The 16,864-nt window shown below is 51.0% G+C and carries 19 protein-coding genes; 12 read left to right on the top strand and 7 right to left on the bottom strand.

The genetic code is table 11. The annotated features are described in order from the left end of the window. The first annotated feature begins 46 nt into the window (after window positions 1-46). A complete protein-coding gene (locus Q397_RS0111245) occupies window positions 47-352 on the top strand; it encodes an ArsR/SmtB family transcription factor (protein WP_028879511.1) in 306 nt (101 codons plus the stop codon). 9 nt (window positions 353-361) lie between these two features. Then, window positions 362-565, top strand: a complete 204-nt coding sequence (locus Q397_RS0111240) for a YgaP family membrane protein (RefSeq protein ID WP_028879510.1) — start codon at window positions 362-364, stop codon at window positions 563-565. Window positions 566-618: 53 nt separating this feature from the next. On the opposite strand, the gene Q397_RS0111235 is transcribed toward Q397_RS0111240, so the two are convergent. Together Q397_RS0111235 and pdxH are read right to left on the bottom strand one after the other, a co-directional pair. Then, window positions 619-1,557 (bottom strand): cation diffusion facilitator family transporter, encoded by a 939-nt coding sequence (locus Q397_RS0111235; RefSeq protein WP_240475061.1) that lies wholly within the window; start codon window positions 1,555-1,557, stop codon window positions 619-621. A gap of 45 nt (window positions 1,558-1,602) precedes the next feature. Continuing rightward, on the bottom strand, window positions 1,603-2,145 hold the full coding sequence (gene pdxH, locus Q397_RS0111230) for a pyridoxamine 5'-phosphate oxidase (RefSeq protein WP_051609941.1): 543 nt from the start codon (window positions 2,143-2,145) through the stop codon (window positions 1,603-1,605). 120 nt (window positions 2,146-2,265) lie between these two features. Between pdxH and Q397_RS0111225 the strand changes: the two genes are divergently transcribed. From Q397_RS0111225 to Q397_RS0111210, 4 genes are all read left to right on the top strand, one after another. Continuing rightward, a complete protein-coding gene (locus Q397_RS0111225; RefSeq protein WP_028879507.1) occupies window positions 2,266-2,739 on the top strand; it encodes an RT0821/Lpp0805 family surface protein in 474 nt (157 codons plus the stop codon). Between the two features lie 58 nt (window positions 2,740-2,797). Beyond that, entirely contained in the window at window positions 2,798-3,745 is a 948-nt protein-coding gene (locus tag Q397_RS0111220; RefSeq protein ID WP_028879506.1) for a DnaJ C-terminal domain-containing protein, read from the top strand. A gap of 14 nt (window positions 3,746-3,759) precedes the next feature. After that, window positions 3,760-4,206, top strand: a complete 447-nt coding sequence (locus Q397_RS0111215; RefSeq protein WP_028879505.1) for a YaiI/YqxD family protein — start codon at window positions 3,760-3,762, stop codon at window positions 4,204-4,206. Between the two features lie 120 nt (window positions 4,207-4,326). Continuing rightward, complete coding sequence (locus tag Q397_RS0111210) at window positions 4,327-5,772, top strand: TrkH family potassium uptake protein (RefSeq protein WP_028879504.1); 1,446 nt, start codon at window positions 4,327-4,329, stop codon at window positions 5,770-5,772. Window positions 5,773-5,775: 3 nt separating this feature from the next. Here the strand turns inward: Q397_RS0111210 and Q397_RS22130 are convergent, their stop codons facing one another. Next, window positions 5,776-6,993, bottom strand: a complete 1,218-nt coding sequence (locus Q397_RS22130) for a YihY family inner membrane protein (protein WP_051609936.1) — start codon at window positions 6,991-6,993, stop codon at window positions 5,776-5,778. 169 nt (window positions 6,994-7,162) lie between these two features. Here Q397_RS22130 and fabI point away from each other — a divergent pair, with 169 nt between their 5' ends. From fabI to Q397_RS0111180, 5 genes are all read left to right on the top strand, one after another. Continuing rightward, window positions 7,163-7,972, top strand: a complete 810-nt coding sequence (fabI, locus tag Q397_RS0111200; RefSeq protein WP_028879503.1) for an enoyl-ACP reductase FabI — start codon at window positions 7,163-7,165, stop codon at window positions 7,970-7,972. 19 nt (window positions 7,973-7,991) lie between these two features. Next, window positions 7,992-9,065: a chorismate synthase gene (gene aroC, locus Q397_RS0111195; protein ID WP_028879502.1), complete on the top strand. Its 1,074-nt coding sequence runs from the start codon at window positions 7,992-7,994 to the stop codon at window positions 9,063-9,065. A gap of 122 nt (window positions 9,066-9,187) precedes the next feature. Next, window positions 9,188-9,613 carry an Sbal_3080 family lipoprotein gene (locus Q397_RS0111190; protein ID WP_028879501.1) on the top strand — a complete coding sequence of 142 codons (426 nt, stop codon included), beginning with the start codon at window positions 9,188-9,190 and terminating at the stop codon, window positions 9,611-9,613. A 96-nt stretch (window positions 9,614-9,709) separates the two neighbouring features. Next, complete coding sequence (locus tag Q397_RS0111185) at window positions 9,710-10,282, top strand: peroxidase-related enzyme (protein ID WP_028879500.1); 573 nt, start codon at window positions 9,710-9,712, stop codon at window positions 10,280-10,282. Window positions 10,283-10,554: 272 nt separating this feature from the next. Further along, the gene (locus tag Q397_RS0111180; protein WP_028879499.1) at window positions 10,555-11,493 is read left to right on the top strand and encodes a nucleoside recognition family protein; all 939 of its coding nucleotides are present in this window, start codon (window positions 10,555-10,557) and stop codon (window positions 11,491-11,493) included. On the opposite strand, the gene Q397_RS0111175 is transcribed toward Q397_RS0111180, so the two are convergent. Together Q397_RS0111175 and Q397_RS0111170 are read right to left on the bottom strand one after the other, a co-directional pair. Beyond that, window positions 11,490-12,503, bottom strand: coding sequence for a substrate-binding domain-containing protein (locus Q397_RS0111175; protein WP_156950701.1), 1,014 nt, complete (start codon window positions 12,501-12,503; stop codon window positions 11,490-11,492). The two genes, Q397_RS0111180 and Q397_RS0111175, sit on opposite strands and share 4 nt — an antisense overlap. Before the next feature lie 125 nt (window positions 12,504-12,628). Beyond that, the gene (locus tag Q397_RS0111170; protein ID WP_028879497.1) at window positions 12,629-13,213 is read right to left on the bottom strand and encodes a LysE family translocator; all 585 of its coding nucleotides are present in this window, start codon (window positions 13,211-13,213) and stop codon (window positions 12,629-12,631) included. A gap of 97 nt (window positions 13,214-13,310) precedes the next feature. Here Q397_RS0111170 and Q397_RS0111165 point away from each other — a divergent pair, with 97 nt between their 5' ends. Next, entirely contained in the window at window positions 13,311-14,183 is an 873-nt protein-coding gene (locus tag Q397_RS0111165) for a LysR family transcriptional regulator (RefSeq protein ID WP_028879496.1), read from the top strand. On the opposite strand, the gene Q397_RS0111160 is transcribed toward Q397_RS0111165, so the two are convergent. Both Q397_RS0111160 and dxs read right to left on the bottom strand, forming a co-directional pair. Then, complete coding sequence (locus Q397_RS0111160; protein ID WP_028879495.1) at window positions 14,180-14,938, bottom strand: TlyA family RNA methyltransferase; 759 nt, start codon at window positions 14,936-14,938, stop codon at window positions 14,180-14,182. The two genes, Q397_RS0111165 and Q397_RS0111160, sit on opposite strands and share 4 nt — an antisense overlap. Continuing rightward, complete coding sequence (gene dxs, locus Q397_RS0111155; RefSeq protein WP_276202112.1) at window positions 14,931-16,844, bottom strand: 1-deoxy-D-xylulose-5-phosphate synthase; 1,914 nt, start codon at window positions 16,842-16,844, stop codon at window positions 14,931-14,933. The genes Q397_RS0111160 and dxs overlap by 8 nt, the downstream gene beginning before the upstream one ends. Window positions 16,845-16,864: the final 20 nt, after the last annotated feature.

Genomic DNA, 16,864 nt, shown 5'->3' with positions numbered 1-16,864 from the left:
GATAAATCGTTTGACAATAATATCAAGTATTACTAAATTAGCAACTATGAATATTGAAACTTTCTCAGATAGCGCATCCCGTGCGGCTGAGTTGCTCAAAATGATGGGGAATGAAAAACGCCTGATGATCCTGTGTCAGCTTGTTAACGGTGAAAAATCCGTTGGCGAACTGGAAGGCTTAATCGGGCTGAAACAATCCGCCCTGTCCCAGCATCTTGCCAAACTACGTGCACAAAGACTGGTCGCAACCCGACGGGTTTCGCAAACGGTTTACTATCGTCTTGCCTCTGACGAAGTTTCAGCCCTGATCAACACACTTTACGGGCTATATTGCCCTACATTGGATAAGTAAGGATTTAAGATGGCTATTGATCGTATTGTTATGGCCTTTGCTGGCGCTGTTATTCTCGTGTCGCTGGCGTTGACTTTCTACGTCCACCCGAACTTCTGGTGGCTGACGGCCTTTGTCGGGGTCAATCTGTTTCAGGCCGCCTTCACAGGTTTTTGCCCGCTGGCAATTATCCTGAAAAAGATCGGCGCAAAACCCGGTCAGGCTTTTAACTAAGTTCCCTTATCACCCCGAAACCTCTCTTTCGGGTCAGCACCGGCCGGTCCCTCTTAACCTTCCGGCTGGTGCGCTTCTTCTTTGGCAAAGTCCGGCAACTCTTCTTCAATATCGTGCGGATCCTCATGGATCAGAATCTCTGCATCTTCAAATTCCCGCAGCAAGGCCTTTTCCACTTCATCCGCGATTTTATGACAATCGCGCAGCTTCATATCCGCATGTAAAACCAAATGAAGTTGAATAAACTGATGCGGCCCGCTTGATCGGGTGCGTAGGTCATGCATCCCCATGACTTTAGGGTTGGACAGCACAATCTCGAAAATTTTCTCGCGCTCCGGTTCGTCGAATTCCCGATCCATCAACAACTGGATAGCATCAATGGCGATCTTGCGCACACTGTGAAGGATATAAAGCGCGATCAGCCCCGCAACCACCGGATCAAACCATAGCCAGTCTGTATAGGCACTGACGACAAGGGCGACAATCACGCCCATATTGACCAGAATATCCGTCGTGTAATGCAACGAGTCTGCTGACACCGCCACCGAGCGCGTGACCCGCACCACGTATTTTTGGAACAGAACAAGCGAGATCGTCAACACGATGGAGATCACCATGACGGCAACCCCCATATCGCTGTTTTCCACCGCGCTAGGGTCGAGCAAGCGTCTGACAGTCTCGACAATTAAAAACAAGGCGGAAGCAAAGATAAAGCCCGACTGCATCAGGCCCGCCAGCGGTTCTGCTTTGCCATGTCCAAAACGGTGTTCGCTATCAGCGGGTTGCAACGCATAGTGAATCGCGATCAAATTCACCATAGATGCCCCCGCATCCAACACCGAGTCCACAAGCGTGGACAACAGACTGACCGAGTCGGTCATCATCCACGCGTAAAACTTGATGGCAATCAACAGAACGGCCACCCCGACCGATGCATAGGTCGCTGCCCGCATCAATTGGGGTTTGCTTAATTCCAGTGCGGTGATTTTCACCTTGAACTCACTTTGCTTTTATCGGGGCTTTTATCGGGCACGATTTTAAGGGAATAGACGCGTTGTTTGCCATCCCTCATCGGTCATTTTATAGACAATACGGTCGTGCAGTCTAAACTTTTGATCGGACCAGAACTCAATAGCACGCGGTCGCACCAAAAAACCACCCCAGAAATCAGGTCGCGGAATTTCACCGACACCGAATTTCGCGGTATATTCCGCCACGCGTTTTTCCAGCTCGAAACGGCCTTCCATTTCTTGCGATTGTCGTGACGCCCAGGCCCCAATGCGGCTGACACGTGCACGACTTTGGAAATACGCATCGGCTTCCTCATCACTCACCCGCTCGACAGCGCCTTCCACACGAACCTGTTTTCGCAAGGATTTCCAATGCAGGCACAGGCCCACATTGCTATTTTCAGCCAGTTCGCCTGCTTTGCGACTGTTCAGGTTTGTGTAGAACACAAAACCACGTTCATCGACCCCTTTCAACAGAACCATCCGCACAGACGGCACACCGTCTTTTGTTGCGGTTGCCAAAGACATGGCATTTGGATCATTGGGCTCGCTTTTTTCCGCTTCAGCCATCCAGTCATGAAACAGAGAAATGGGATTAGGAGATTGCGTCACGAATTTGGTATCCTACATTAATATGTATACTAGACTACTTACATAATCCTAATCTTTGCAATGAGAAAGACCTAAGATATGACTTTTTCCAAAATTGGCGCAGCCCTCCTCAGTGTCGCGATCCTGAGCGCCTGTGCGCAAAACAATCAGAAAGAAACAATTGGGACTATCATCGGTGGTGCCACCGGCGCGGTCGTTGGGTCACAATTCGGTAAAGGCAAAGGCGGAATCGCTGCGGTCGCCATTGGTACGCTCGCAGGGGCATGGCTCGGAAATTCCGTCGGTCGCTCGCTAGACGAACTCGACCGCATGAAACTGGAACAAACCACCCAACGCGCCCTTGAAACCAACCCAATTGGACAACAATCCACATGGTCCAACCCGGATAGCGGTAATTCCGGTAGTGTCACACCGACAAAAACCGTATATAACCCGAACTCCAGCGAACCATGTCGCGAATATTCAAGCACTGTCACAATTGACGGGCAGCTTGAAACCATCACAGGTACAGCATGTCGTCGCCCGGATGGGACGTGGCGAACCGTTGACTAACGGCGTGAAGCGGACTAAATCTAGGCGCGCAAAAGTGTAACACAGGAACAAACTGTAAATGAAAGATCCATATCGAGTTCTCGGCCTCTCCAAGTCCGCTACCCAAGACGATATCAAAACAGCATATCGCAAGCTGGCACGCCAGAACCATCCTGATTTACATCAAGGCGATACCAAAGCCGAAGAGCGTTTCAAGGAAATTCAGGCCGCTTACCAGCTGTTGTCCGACGAAGATAAACGCGCACAATTTGACCGTGGTCAGATTGATGCGGATGGCAACCCGACTTTCCGGTCCGGCGGTTTTACCGGTGGTGGTCGCCGCAGAGGTGGCGGCGGGGCCGACTTCCATGACATCTTCAAAGATTTTGCCAATCAAACCCGCGGCGGTGGATCCCGCGGGGACGGCCCCTTTGGGGGATTTGGCGGCTTTGGCGGTTTCGGTGGTTTTGGGGAAGATGAATATCACCCCCAACAAAAAGGCGCGACCGTCAACTGCTGGCTGGAACTGGATTTTGCCGAAGCTGCACGCGGTTGTAAAAAAACAGTCCGCCTGCCCACGGGGAAAGAACTCAGCGTCAATGTCCCTGCCGGATTTGAAGACGGTCAGTCCCTGCGCCTGAAAGGTCAAGGCATGCCCGGTCTCAACGGCGCGCCCTCCGGTGATGCAATGGTGGAAATTCACATCAAGCCTGACCCGATGTTTTCACGCAAAGGCAAAGATGTGCATCTTGACCTGCCCATCAGCGTCCCCGAAGCGGTCTTGGGCGCCAAAATCGAAGCCCCGACCATTGACGGCCCCGTCCATGTCAAAGTACCGGAACATGCAAACTCCGGCACAACCCTGCGTCTACGCGGCAAAGGGATCAAGGACAAGGATGGCAACCGCGGCGACCAATATGTCAAACTGCGCGTCATGCTGCCGGAAAAATCCGATAAGGAATTTGTCGATTTTGTGAAGGAATGGTCGAAAAAGAACGACTACTCCGTCCGTGCCAAGAAAAACTAGACCCTGATAGTCGAATGGTCGAAATTTATATAGATGCCGATGCCTGCCCCGTTAAGGACGAAACCCTAAAGGTCGTGGCGCGGCATCTGATCAAGGTGCATTTTGTCTCAAACCAATGGCTACGTCTGCCCCAAAGCGAGCTGATCAACATTGTTGTCGCCCCAGAAGGACCGGACGAAGCCGATAAATGGATTGCCGATCAGATCACCGCCCAAGATATTTGCGTCACCGCCGATATCCCCCTTGCGGATCGCTGCGTCAAAAAAGGCGCAATCGTGCTTAATCATAACGGCAAAGAATTTACACCCGAAAGTATCGGCATGACATTGGCTACCCGCGACCTGATGACCCACCTGCGTGACAGCGGTCAAATAGAAGGTGGCGGTGGCAAGTCCTTCTCGAAAAGCGACAGATCCAACTTCTCCAGCGCCCTTGAAACCGCTGTTCAGAAACAGAAGTAAGTACTTAGGGGAAGCTCCCTTTTAATGCTGCGATGCGCAAAAGGTGGATTTTTACAAAAATTCATTTATGATGGCGCGCATTTCCTGACCCGTTAATGGTCGATAAAAAAAGAAAAGCACATGGTAAATTTAAGAGAAACAGTCCCAATTCTGGGCTGGATCGTTTGCTGGGTTGGCACGATGTTGTTAATCCCGGCGGCAACGGATGCGTTTTATCATAACATTGACTGGGAAGTCTTTTTGCTCTCTTCCTCCATCACCATTTTTATTGGCATTGCCATGGTGTTGAGCGGGGAAAGTAACAAAAAAGTAAAGCTCAGCTTCCCTCAGGCCTTCTTTTTAATCACCTTCGGCTGGATTGCCGTGACCCTGTTTGGTGCCATCCCGTTTATCGGCATTGGTGCTTCTGTTACCGATGCGGTTTTTGAAACCATGTCCGGGATTACGACCACAGGATCAACCGTTTTTACTGGTCTGGATAACCTGCCACCCGGCATTTTGCTCTGGCGTGCCATCCTGCAATGGATCGGCGGGATCGGGATTATCGCGATTGCCGTGCTGGTGTTGCCCTTCCTAAAAATCGGGGGCATGCAGCTTTTTAAAATTGAAAGCTCCACCAACGAAAATGATACGGTCGCCTTTACCGTCAAGACCATCTACGTGCTTGGCGCTGTCTACGGCGGATTAACCCTGCTCTGTGCTGTGACCTATATGGTTTTAGGTATGAACGCCTTTGATGCGATCACCCACGCAATGGCGACTTTATCCACCGGCGGCTACTCCACCCATGATGCCTCGTTTGGCTTCTTTAAAAACCCGGCGTTACACTGGGCGGGGACCATTTTTATGATTTGCGGGGCCATCCCGTTTTTCCTCTTCGTCAAAATGACGTTGGGCAACTTCAAAGCTTTGATTACCGACCAGCAAGTACGGGGCTTTGTCTTCTTTTTAGCCCTCACCAGTATTTTGATGGCCTTCTGGCTCATTGAACACCGTGACACTACCTTCTTTGAAGCCCTGACCCTCACCACCTTCAACATTACGTCCGTTGTCACGACGACAGGCTTTGCCACCGATGACTATACCGCCTGGGGTCATGGGGCTGTGGGCATGTTTTTAATCTTGATGTTTGTCGGCGGCTGTACCGGGTCGACTTCCGGCGCTGTCAAAATCTATCGCTATCAGGTTTTGTGGATTTTTGTGCGCAGCCACCTGAAAAAGCTAATCTCGCCTAGTCGCGTGGTGGTCATGCATTACAACGGTCGCCCGCTAAATGATGATGTCCCGTCTTCAGTCTTAGCCTTTTTGGCAGTCTTCATCGCCACAATCGCCTTCTTTACCGTGGTGCTGACCCTGCTGGACCTGGATATCGTGACGGCCTATTCTGCCAGTGTCACTGCCATCACCAACGTCGGCCCCGGCATGGGCCACATTATCGGCCCGTCCGGCAACTTCCAATCCCTGCCGGATCTGGCAAAATGGGCGTTGGTCGTTGCCATGCTCGCGGGACGACTGGAGGTATTGGTGCTGCTGGTCTTCTTTGAAAAAGACTTCTGGCGCAACTAAGCCTCAACCAACCACATCCGACAACGCCTTTTTCATCGCCTGAAGCCGCGCTTCCTCTGCAGCACGAACTGCGGCTTCAGGCTGTTGATGGGCATAGTGTGTCGATGTTAAATCCAGCCCCAGGATGCAGTGAAGTTCAGCCAAATCCGTTTCCTTGAGGTCACGGGCCAAGACCCATTTATCTTCTTCCGCAATCGCCACAAAGCCTGCTTTATTAAGGGTCTTCATCACATCCGCAGCAATATGCGCGCCGATGGCTTCCGTAATGACTTTGTCCGGTAAAGCACCTCCCACGACATGCTGGGCTTTCAGCAGATGCAAAGCCTCCAATGCGCCCATCATCCGTTCTGCGGGCGTTACTTCTTGCATAACCTGTGTGTCATGCCCCCAATCTTCAAGGGAAGCCGTCAAAAGCGCGCCCATCAAGATCACCGCCCAAGTCAGATACATCCAGATTAAAAAGATCGGAATGGCCGCCAAGACCCCATAGAGTGCCTGATAGGAAGGAAAGTTGGAGATGTACAAGCCAAACAGCAACTTGAGAATCACAAACAGGACCGTCCCGACCACAGCACCGATAACCCCGTTCTGCCATGCGATCCGGCGGTTTGGTACAAAGATATAAAAGAAGGACAAGGCCACCACGACCATCAGGTTCGGCAGGATAAAACCGACTAAGCCGGAAATATGTTCCCCCCGCACCCCAGCAACATCAACAAAATTAGACAGAGCATAAAAATAAGTCGACAACGACAGGCTGACCCCCATCAGCAACGGCCCCAAGGTCAAAAGCGCCCAAAACATCAGCAGGCGAGAGGCGAAATGGCGTTTCACACGCACGCGGAAAATACGGTTCAACGCATCTTCAATGGTCGCCAGCAACATAATGGCTGTCGCCCCAAGGCCGACGATTCCAAGGGTGGTCATACCGCCTGTTTTCGCCATGAATTTTTGTAAATATTCAGAAACCGCATCCCCTGCCGCGGGCACGAAATTTTCAAAAACATACGTCTGTAACTGATGCTGCACCCCGTCAAAAGCGGGAAAGGCTGCAAAGATCGCAAAACTGATCGCCATCAACGGCACCAGCGATAATAACGAGGTATAACTCAGGGACGCCGCAATGCGTAAACACTGATCCTCACCAAAACGACGCAGGATAATCTTCCAGATTTCGCCAAAAGCTTGTTTGTCTAAGGTCTTTTTAGGGGTGCTAACCATCTTTTGTTACCAATTGTTTCCAAAAACTTGCAAAATGTGAGGAGAGAATCCTTTCCCAAACAGTGATATTATCCTATACAAAGTTCAAAGAAATATTGAAGCCTTCTTAAAAAAAATGCAAAAAAGGCTTCTCTTTTTTTGGTGTGTAGATTTTTAGAGTGAGGATGTCATGACTGCAGCTGGAATTATGGCTGGAAAAAAAGGTCTGATCATGGGGGTCGCTAACGAGCGTTCTATCGCTTGGGGCATCACGAAGGCATTACAAGAACAAGGCGCGGAACTTGCCTTTACGTATCAAGGTGATGCACTGTTGAAACGTGTGCAGCCCTTAGCCGAGTCCGTTGGGTCGGACATTCTTCTGCCCTGTGACGTGACAGATCAGGCCAGCATCGATGCAACATTTGATGCCCTGGAAGAAAAATGGGGTAAAATCGATTTTATCCTGCACGGTATTGCCTATTCCGACAAAACCGAGCTCAAAGGCCGTTACGTCGACACAACACGCGACAACTTCCTGATGACCATGGATATCTCTGTCTTCTCCTTCACCGCTGTTGCCAAACGTGCGGCGGCGATGATGAATGAAGGTGGCGCGATGGTGACGCTGACTTATTACGGTGCAGAACGTGTGACACCGCATTACAACGTCATGGGTGTAGCAAAAGCCGCCCTTGAAGCCTCTGTTCGCTATTTGGCTGAAGATCTGGGTAAAGACAAGATCCGCGTTAACGCCTTGTCTGCGGGTCCGATGAAAACACTGGCTGCCTCCGGTATTGGTGACTTCCGCTACATCTTGAAATGGAATGAGCTCAACTCACCGCTGCGTCGCAACGTCACACTAGACGATGTCGGCGGGGCTGGTTTGTACCTGCTGTCCAAACTGTCTTCCGGCGTAACCGGCGAAACACATCATGTGGACTGTGGCTATCACATCGTCGGCATGAAAGCCGTTGACGCTCCAGATATCAGCACATCTTAAAAGACGACAAGGTTTAAAAATGTCCGGTAACCGTTTCGGTCACGTTTTCAGCTTCACCACATTTGGTGAAAGTCATGGGCCTGCCATCGGCTGTATTGTCGATGGTGTGCCGTCTAAAATTGACCTCTGTGAAGAAGACATCCAGTTCTGGCTTGAAAAACGTAAACCCGGAACAAGCCGCTTTACCACACAGCGTAAAGAACCGGACGAAGTGCGCATCCTCTCCGGTGTGTTTGAAGGAAAAACCACAGGCACACCGATTGGTCTGGAAATTATCAATACAGACCAACGCTCCAAAGACTACGGCGATATCAAGGACAAGTTCCGTCCTGGTCACGCCGACTACACCTATTGGGAAAAATACGGCATCCGCGACTATCGTGGCGGCGGTCGTTCCAGTGCCCGTGAAACGGCAATGCGTGTTGCCGCTGGCGGCATTGCGCGCAAAGTGCTGGGCGATGAGATCGAGGTTAAGGGCTATCTCGTGCAGATGGGCCCTCACAAAATCGACCGCAGCCGCTTTGACTGGGCAGAAATTGACAACAACCCCTTCTTCTGCCCCGACCCGGTGGCAGCAAAAGAATGGGAAACGTACCTTGACGGCATCCGTAAAGACGGGTCCTCCATTGGCGCTATCTTGGAAATTGTCGCCAAGGGCGTGCCTGTGGGCTGGGGCCAACCAGTTTATGATAAACTGGATGCCGACCTTGCCAAAGCCATGATGTCTATCAATGCTGTCAAAGGTGTTGAAATCGGCGACGGCTTTGAAGCAGCATCCCTCAGCGGTGTGGAAAATGCTGATGAAATCCGCATGGGCGAAAATGGCAAACCTGTCTTTCTATCCAATCATGCAGGTGGTATCCTTGGCGGAATTTCCAGCGGGCAGGATATTGTCGTGCGCGTGGCGATTAAACCGACAAGCTCCATTCTGGTGGAACGCAAAACCATCGACACCCACGGCAACGAATGTAACCTGATCACCAAAGGTCGCCACGACCCTTGCGTCGGCATTCGCGGCGTCCCCGTTGCCGAAGCCATGATGGCCTGCGTCCTTGCCGACCACAAAATGTTGCATCGCGCCCAACAAGGCTAACCCCTCCTCACTGTCGGCTCACCGGTAAAGATTTTTTTCGTCGGGAAAAACAACCTGTGAGCCATTTACTTCTAAGGACATAAAGTATTATTATGCGCCCAAAAGTAAATGAGGATTCCTACATGTTTAAAAATAAAAAACTTCTGACGATCGGCCTTTTATTTTCCGCTCTGGGTCTCAGCGCCTGTTCTATCAAACAGAATGTCCGTGGCGTGCAGGACAACGCGATTACTCATCTGTGTATCAAACAAGACCCGAACACACACATGGCAGAATATGAGCCCATGTTGCGCCGCTTGATCGAAGCAAAGAACATCACCACCAGCACTTATCTGAATGAACGTCCGGACAATTGCCGTTATCACCTGAGCTACTTTGCGAAATGGAGCTGGGACGGCGCAATGTATTTACGTCAAAACACCCTTACCGTTTTTGACAACCAATCCCAAATTGGACACGCAGAATATGAAGCTGGCATAATGAGCCTTGCAAAATGGGGCCGTACCGAGTCCAAAGTCCGCCCACTGGTGAACCAACTCTTCCCATAAACCGTTACAAAACTTTACAATCTCAAGCTTTCCCTATTTCTGGAAATTGATACATTTGTTAGCCAACAAAACAATTTTAGAAATAGGGAGGCTCTCATGCCACAACCAGACCATATCGTAAAAGTCGACCTGCCCGATCAAACCAAACTGGATGACGACATCCAGAGCTATTTTGACAAATGTCAGGAAAAGCTGGGCATGGTGCCGAACGTCCTTCGGGCCTATACCTTCAATGCGGATAAATTCCGCACTTTCAACAAATTTTATAACCAGCTTATGTTGGCGGATAGCGCCCTCACCAAACTGGAACGCGAAATGATTGCGGTTGCTGTCTCGTCTTGCAACCGGTGCTATTACTGCCTTGTCGCCCACGGTCAAGCCGTGCGCGAACTGTCCGGCGACCCCCAGCTGGGCGAAATGATAGTCATGAACTACCGCGTTGCCGACCTTTCTGCCAAACAACGTGCCATGTTGGATTTTGCCTGGAAGCTGACCGAAACACCCCATGATATCGGCGACGCTGATCGCCAGAATTTAAGAGATGCCGGTTGGACGAACGATGCGATTTGCGATATTTCAGATACGACGGCTTTCTTTAACTACACCAACCGCATGGCCCATGGTCTGGATATGATGCCCAACCCGGAATACCATGCAATGTCGCGTTAACCAAAGGCGCAGGTGCGATGTCTCATCCTTGCGAATAAAGTCTGAATTTATTCTTTGGAATTATTTTAATTAGTATTGACAGTAGAAAAGATTAATACTAAAGTTCCTATTACCAAGTTGATGATATTCGAATTTATTCGAATTGAGACAGCCACGTTTCCTACCGTCCCGAGCGACTTCCCCCCTGTTCCTACCCCCACGCTCGGGACGGTTTTTCTTTGCCATTTTTTCTGATACAAATGCGCGCCAAGAAAAACGAGGAACCCAACTTCATGAGCGAATTAGCCAATATTGTCTTACATGCCGGACGCGCCGGTGTGGAACTGGCCCTATTTGTCCTACTGCCGGTCATGGTCGTGATGTTAAGCGTCATGCGCCTGTTAGAAGCCAAAGGTATATTGGATAAACTGGTCGCCATCGTTGGCCCTTTGTTGCGCCCGTTTGGCCTCCCCGGCCTTGGCGTTTTCGCCATGATCCAAATCCTGTTTGTCAGCTTCGCCGCCCCCATGGCAACTCTAGCCATGATGGACAAAGGCGGCTCGCCGCGTCGTCATATTGCCGCAACCCTCGCGATGGTCTTAGGCATGGCACAGGCCAATGTGGTCTTTCCGATGGCGGCCCTGGGCCTAAACGCCCCTGTTGTCATGGCCGTTTCCACCCTCTGCGGCCTAATCGGCGCGGGCCTGACCTATCATATCTTTGCACGCAACCTGCCTGAGCGCGATGACGACAATCCCATGGTTGTTAAACATAAAGACGCGGATGGCCCCAAAGGCGTGCTGGATGTCATCAATAAAGCCGGGGCAGAAGCGCTAAAGATTGCCGTTGGCGCGATCCCCATGCTCGTGCTTGCCTTGGTCTTTGTCGCCCTTATGCGTGCAATCGGTCTGATGGGACTGCTGGAACACCTCTTTACCCCGCTTTTGGCCTCCCTTGATCTACCGAGCAGTGTCATTATGGGGACAATCACCAAATATATCGCTGGCGGGACCGCCATGATGGGGGTGACCAAAGACTTTTTGGATCAAGGCCTCCTGAGCGTAACAGAGTTTAACCGTCTGGCAGGCTTCTGGATTCACCCCTATGATGTTGCCGGGGTTGCCGTTCTCATCTCTGCCGGGCCGCGTGTGGCCGGGGTGTTAAAACCTGCGCTACTAGGGGCCGGGGTTGCGATCCTGTTGCGCACCCTCGCCCACGGGTATCTGTTTTAATCAAAGCTACACTGGACGCCACGATCTTCATGACAATAATAGAATCCGAGAAAGTTAATCTCCTTGTCCGGCTTTTTATTGTGCACCAGATAATCATATAGAAGACTGGCCCCAACGCGGCCCATTTCAAAGGGTCGCTGCCCGATATTGACCGTGGATAATTTTAGTTCCAAGGCCTTCAACTGTATCTCCTCCGCATCGGCAGAGATGATCACCACGTTGTTGGCTTCAATCCGGTTTTGGTAAGGTATAATCGTTTCGATATAATCTGGCGAAAATTGCGCAAACCCAGCCACCGCCAAAAAAACCGAACGCTCCGGCTGCGCCAATATAAACTCCAATTGGGACAACGCCCTGTCGCGCTTGCCCAACGTATAGAACGGGCAGCGATGATGCTCGCGCCATCCATTCTCCCCCTCCAATTTCTTGTTAGACCGATTGCCCGACAAAGCAAACCGGACGCCTTTTATACGTTCATTCAGATTAGGGGTACGTTCGCTGCCGGATTGGATGCAAATATTATTGATCCCGTCGGTCTTGAAACGCTGGGCATAGCGCCCAAGCGCCACACCAAAATCAAAATTATTGGTCCCCACATAAGCCAAACGATAGCTCTGGTCTTCTTCTTCAAGATCAGAATCAAATGTGACAACAGGGATCCCGCGGTACTGAGCAAGTTTTAGCGCGCGTTCCACCAACGCCTTTGACTCGGTTGTGGAAATAAGCAGCGCGTCCACATCCGTTTCCAGCATCTGTTGGACGACGTTTACCTGCGAGCGGACGTCCTGATAATCTGTCGGACCATCATAGAGACAGGTTACATCCGACTTTTTCTTTGCTAACGCCTGACAACCTTGAAAAGCCTGTTCATAAAAACTGTCATTTTTGGTTTTGCCAATCACAGCTATTTTCACGTCGCCAAACGATGCCCCGATTACACAAAAATTGGCAATCATCATCCACGCCCCTAAACGGACAGGAAAATATTTTAGGACATTTGGCAAAACCATGCTCGTCACTCATCAGATCACTAGAAAATAGACCATATGGTTCAAGATAGGAAAAAGCCACCCAGAATCAACCAAATTACCCCAAAAGAAATTAATACATAAACTTTAGGTTAGTGCCACCTCCCTCAAATAAACAGTAAGTAGCCCGCCAACCCTATCAGGGTAAGCCCCATGATTTTATTCAATAAGTCCAAGTGACTTGCCTGCTTGATCACCCTTTGCCCCCATCGTCCCAGACCCGCCCATAAAGCAATCCCCACAAAGCAAACTGCAAAATAGACCGTACAAAAAACGATCAACATATGACCATCCGCCCCACTGACAAACGCGGCAATACCAGACAGGCATGCAATCCACGCTTTCGGGTTCATCCATTGCAGGATCACCCCTTGGTAAAACCGTGGCGTAATGGCTTCACACTGTGTCAGTTCTGTTTTTGCGCGAAACAGCTTCACGCCCATGTACAGGATATAGGCTGTCCCCAACACTTTCATGACCTGCATTAAAACAGGGACCCCCTCCACCAGCTCCGCCCCCAAAAGGCCGATCATATAAAGTAAGGCCGTAAATCCAGCCGTCGCCCCAAACACAAAGGGGAGCGAGCGAAACAGCCCATGATTCAGACCACTTGCCAACGCAAGCACATTCACCGGTCCCGGTGTGGCAGATAAAACAAAGGCGAAGGTTGCCATGGCGAAAAGATGTGTCATCGGTCCTCCTTTTAACGACAGTTAAAAGACGCTACCGCATTTTCAATTATTGTATTATCCTGAATAAAGTGAATTTATTGTTTGGAAAAATAGACTAATGCTTGATGACCTGCGTGCTCTCGCCTTTTTTGCCAAAACCGTTGAGTTCGGCAGTTTTAAGGAATGTGCGACCCACTTTAATGTCTCGCCTTCAATTGTCAGTCAGCATATCTCGCAGTTGGAAACCAAATATGGCGTCACCCTGCTCTATCGCTCCACGCGCAAACTGACTCTGACGCCGGAAGGACGTGATTTTCATCTCAAAAGTGAACATATGGTCCATGCGGCAGAAGAAGCCTTGCTACTGTTGAGCCAACAATCCGCGGAACCAACAGGGATGCTGCGCATCAATATGCCATCCGGCCTAATCAAAAGCCACATCATGACCCGCCTGTGCCATTTCATGAAAACCTACCCCAAGATCAAGATGGATATCTCGTTCAGTGACAAGCGCATAGACCTGATTGAACAACAAACCGACCTAGCCATCCGTGTCGGGGATATGAAAGACAGTTCCCTGATGACGAAAAAGATCGCGACATTGGATCGCGTACTGGTCTGCACCCCTGACTATGCCGCACGCCACCCGACCCCGCACAATGGCAGCGACCTGACGAGCTGGGACTGGATCAAAATGAAGATGATGCCGCCCTATCGTAAGCTTTTTGATCCCGATGGGCAGGAACATATCATTAGCTTTGATGCAAATATCGAGGTTGATAACGTGGAAGCCATGACCACCCTGTCACGCAACGGGCTGGGACTGGCAACACCACCGATCTGTCTGGTCACAAAAGATTTAAAGCACGGCAATTTGATTGAAGTCCTGCCAAGCTGGAAAGTATCTGACATGGAGGTCTATGCCATCTGGCCGCAAAATAATGTGCGACGCAAGCTCACGTCCCTCTTGCTAGAAGAAGCTTTTTCCTAAGACTTCTGCGCGCAGATCAAAAATTCGATATTTCCTTCCGGCCCTTTGATCGGGCTTTCGGTAATGCCTTTGACCGTCCAATCCGGTAAATCGGTCAACCAGCCTTCAATCTTGTCGCAGACTTCTTGGTGCAGTTCAGGTTCGCGCACCACGCCGCCTTTACCGACACGGCCTTTGCCGACCTCAAACTGCGGTTTAATCAGGGCCATCAGATAGCCCCCCGCTTTCACCCGGTCCATCGCGGCAGGCAAAACTGTTTGCAAGCCGATAAAGCTTGCGTCGCACACGACGATATCAATCGCATCGGGGATATCTTCTTCGGTGAGGTGGCGCGCATTTGTGCGTTCCATCACGATCACGCGCTCATCACTGCGCAGCTTCCACGCCAACTGCCCATGACCTACATCAACGCTATAGACTTTCTCTGCGCCACGGGTCAACAACACGTCGGTGAACCCGCCTGTGCTGGAGCCTACATCAATGCCGATAAAACCTGTCACATCGACCGAAAATTCATCCAGCCCTTTGACCAGCTTTAGCCCGCCGCGTGACACCCAAGGGTGATCTTGGCCTTTTAATTCAATCGGGATATCTTCCGCGACTTTCTGGCCTGCTTTGTCCATGCGCTTGGTGTCGCTATAAACGTTACCCGCCATGATCATGGCTTGGGCGCGGGTGCGGCTTTCCACCAATCCACGGTCCACCAACAACTGATCCAGTCGTAGCTTGGCGACTTTAACTTTTTTCTCAGGCACCTTGGACATCTTCAACCTTACGCCCCAAGGTTTGCAACACGGTCTTCACCATACCAGAAGCATTGATGCCCGCTGCTTCATATTGCGCTTCCACATTGCCTTGATCGACAAAGCGATCTTCCATGGTCAAGCAGCGCAGTTTCAGGGCGCCATCCAACAGACCACTCATCATCAGATAATGCGCAACTTGACTACCAAAACCGCCAACGGACCCTTCTTCCACCGTAATCAGAACTTCATGATTTTGCGCAAGGTTGCGGGTCAGTTTTGTATCAATCGGTTTGGCAAAGCGGGCGTCGGCAACAGTTGTCGGCAAGCCCATCGCTTCCAGCTTTTCCGCAGCCAGCAAGGCTTCTTTCAGGCGCGTCCCGTAAGACAGGATGGCAACCTTGCCACCTTCGCGCACGATGCGGCCTTTGCCGATCTGCAGCACTTGGCCTTTTTCCGGCAATTCAACGCCGACACCTTCCCCACGGGGATATCTAAAGGCACTGGTGCGGTCTTCGATGGTGGTGGATGTTGCCACCATATGCATCAATTCAGCTTCGTCACTCGGTGCCATGACAACGATATCCGGCAAGGTACAGAGGTACGCAATATCAAACGTCCCCGCATGGGTCGGACCATCCGCCCCCACAAGGCCAGCACGATCAATGGCAAAACGCACAGGCAGGTGCTGCAAGACCGCATCATGGACCAATTGGTCATAGCCACGTTGCAGGAAGGTGGAATAAATGGCGCAAAACGGCTTCATCCCTTCCGTTGCCATACCAGCGGCAAAGGTGACCGCATGTTGTTCCGCAATCCCCACATCAAAGCAACGATCGGGGAAGCGTTCAGCAAACTTATCAAGTCCGGTGCCTGATGGCATCGCCGCTGTGATGCCGACAATTTTCTCGTCGGTTTCCGCTTCTTTAATCAGGGCCTTGGCAAACACCCCCGTATAGCTTGGGGCATTTGATTTGGCTTTCACCTGCTTGCCTGTCACCACATCAAATTTGGACACACCATGGTATTTATCCGCTGCATTTTCCGCAGGCGCATAGCCGTGGCCTTTTTTGGTCTTAATGTGCAACAGAACCGGGCCAGGGTCTTTGTCATCGCGCAGATTTGCCAGCACGGACACCACATGATCCAGATTATGCCCGTCAATCGGACCGACATAATAAAAACCAAGGTCTGCAAAAATATTTGATCCACCCGTGACCATCTTGCGCGCGGCACTTTCCGCACCCTTGACCGTCTGAAAGATCGAGCTTGGCAGTTTCTTGACCAGATCTTTCGCACTGTGACGGAAGGATTTTAAGGTCGTGCTGGTCAGCAGTTCAGACAAATAATAGCTCATGGCGCCCACAGGCGGGGCAATGGACATATCATTATCGTTCAGGATCACAATCAGGCGACTGTCGAGCGCACCGGCATTGTTCATGGCTTCATAGGCCATACCTGCCGTGATGGAGCCATCCCCGATCACCGAGATCACATGATTTTTGCCGCCTTTAAGGTCGCGTGCAACCGCCATCCCCAACCCCGCGGAAATGGAGGTAGAACTGTGCCCCGCCCCAAAGGGGTCATACGGGCTTTCTTTGCGTTTGGTAAAACCGGACAGACCATCCGGTTGGCGCAAGGTCGGCATCTCGCCGCGCCGTCCTGTCAGGATTTTATGGGGATAACATTGGTGGCCCACATCCCAGATAATGCGATCATCGGGCGTGTTGAACACATGGTGCAAGGCCACTGTCAGTTCCATCACCCCAAGGCTTGCGCCCAAATGCCCGCCTGTGCGTGACACATTGCGCACCACATCGTCGCGCAGCTCTTTTGTGAGCTGGTGCAACTGGTCCATATCCATCCCCTTGAGATCAGCGGGAGATTTTACGGTATCAAGCAATGGAGTGTCAGACACGACGGTTTCCTTAAAAATTC

Origin of the sequence: Terasakiella pusilla DSM 6293, assembly GCF_000688235.1 — a bacterium.
GTDB lineage: Bacteria > Pseudomonadota > Alphaproteobacteria > Rhodospirillales > Terasakiellaceae > Terasakiella > Terasakiella pusilla.
The sequence above is the reverse complement of the archived record's forward strand: the minus strand, read 5'-3'. Positions and strand labels throughout refer to the sequence as shown.

What these genes read in the sequence shown, in the direction of transcription:
- Q397_RS0111245 (WP_028879511.1), top strand. Translation starts at nt 47, where the DNA reads ATGAATATTGAAACTTTCTCAGATAGCGCATCCCGTGCGGCTGAGTTG.
- Q397_RS0111240 (WP_028879510.1), top strand. Translation starts at nt 362, where the DNA reads ATGGCTATTGATCGTATTGTTATGGCCTTTGCTGGCGCTGTTATTCTC.
- pdxH (WP_051609941.1), bottom strand. Translation starts at nt 2,145, where the DNA reads ATGGCTGAAGCGGAAAAAAGCGAGCCCAATGATCCAAATGCCATGTCT.
- Q397_RS0111225 (WP_028879507.1), top strand. Translation starts at nt 2,266, where the DNA reads ATGACTTTTTCCAAAATTGGCGCAGCCCTCCTCAGTGTCGCGATCCTG.
- Q397_RS0111220 (WP_028879506.1), top strand. Translation starts at nt 2,798, where the DNA reads ATGAAAGATCCATATCGAGTTCTCGGCCTCTCCAAGTCCGCTACCCAA.
- Q397_RS0111215 (WP_028879505.1), top strand. Translation starts at nt 3,760, where the DNA reads ATGGTCGAAATTTATATAGATGCCGATGCCTGCCCCGTTAAGGACGAA.
- Q397_RS0111210 (WP_028879504.1), top strand. Translation starts at nt 4,327, where the DNA reads ATGGTAAATTTAAGAGAAACAGTCCCAATTCTGGGCTGGATCGTTTGC.
- Q397_RS22130 (WP_051609936.1), bottom strand. Translation starts at nt 6,993, where the DNA reads ATGGTTAGCACCCCTAAAAAGACCTTAGACAAACAAGCTTTTGGCGAA.
- fabI (WP_028879503.1), top strand. Translation starts at nt 7,163, where the DNA reads ATGACTGCAGCTGGAATTATGGCTGGAAAAAAAGGTCTGATCATGGGG.
- aroC (WP_028879502.1), top strand. Translation starts at nt 7,992, where the DNA reads ATGTCCGGTAACCGTTTCGGTCACGTTTTCAGCTTCACCACATTTGGT.
- Q397_RS0111190 (WP_028879501.1), top strand. Translation starts at nt 9,188, where the DNA reads ATGTTTAAAAATAAAAAACTTCTGACGATCGGCCTTTTATTTTCCGCT.
- Q397_RS0111185 (WP_028879500.1), top strand. Translation starts at nt 9,710, where the DNA reads ATGCCACAACCAGACCATATCGTAAAAGTCGACCTGCCCGATCAAACC.
- Q397_RS0111180 (WP_028879499.1), top strand. Translation starts at nt 10,555, where the DNA reads ATGAGCGAATTAGCCAATATTGTCTTACATGCCGGACGCGCCGGTGTG.
- Q397_RS0111175 (WP_156950701.1), bottom strand. Translation starts at nt 12,503, where the DNA reads ATGGTTTTGCCAAATGTCCTAAAATATTTTCCTGTCCGTTTAGGGGCG.
- Q397_RS0111170 (WP_028879497.1), bottom strand. Translation starts at nt 13,213, where the DNA reads ATGACACATCTTTTCGCCATGGCAACCTTCGCCTTTGTTTTATCTGCC.
- Q397_RS0111165 (WP_028879496.1), top strand. Translation starts at nt 13,311, where the DNA reads ATGCTTGATGACCTGCGTGCTCTCGCCTTTTTTGCCAAAACCGTTGAG.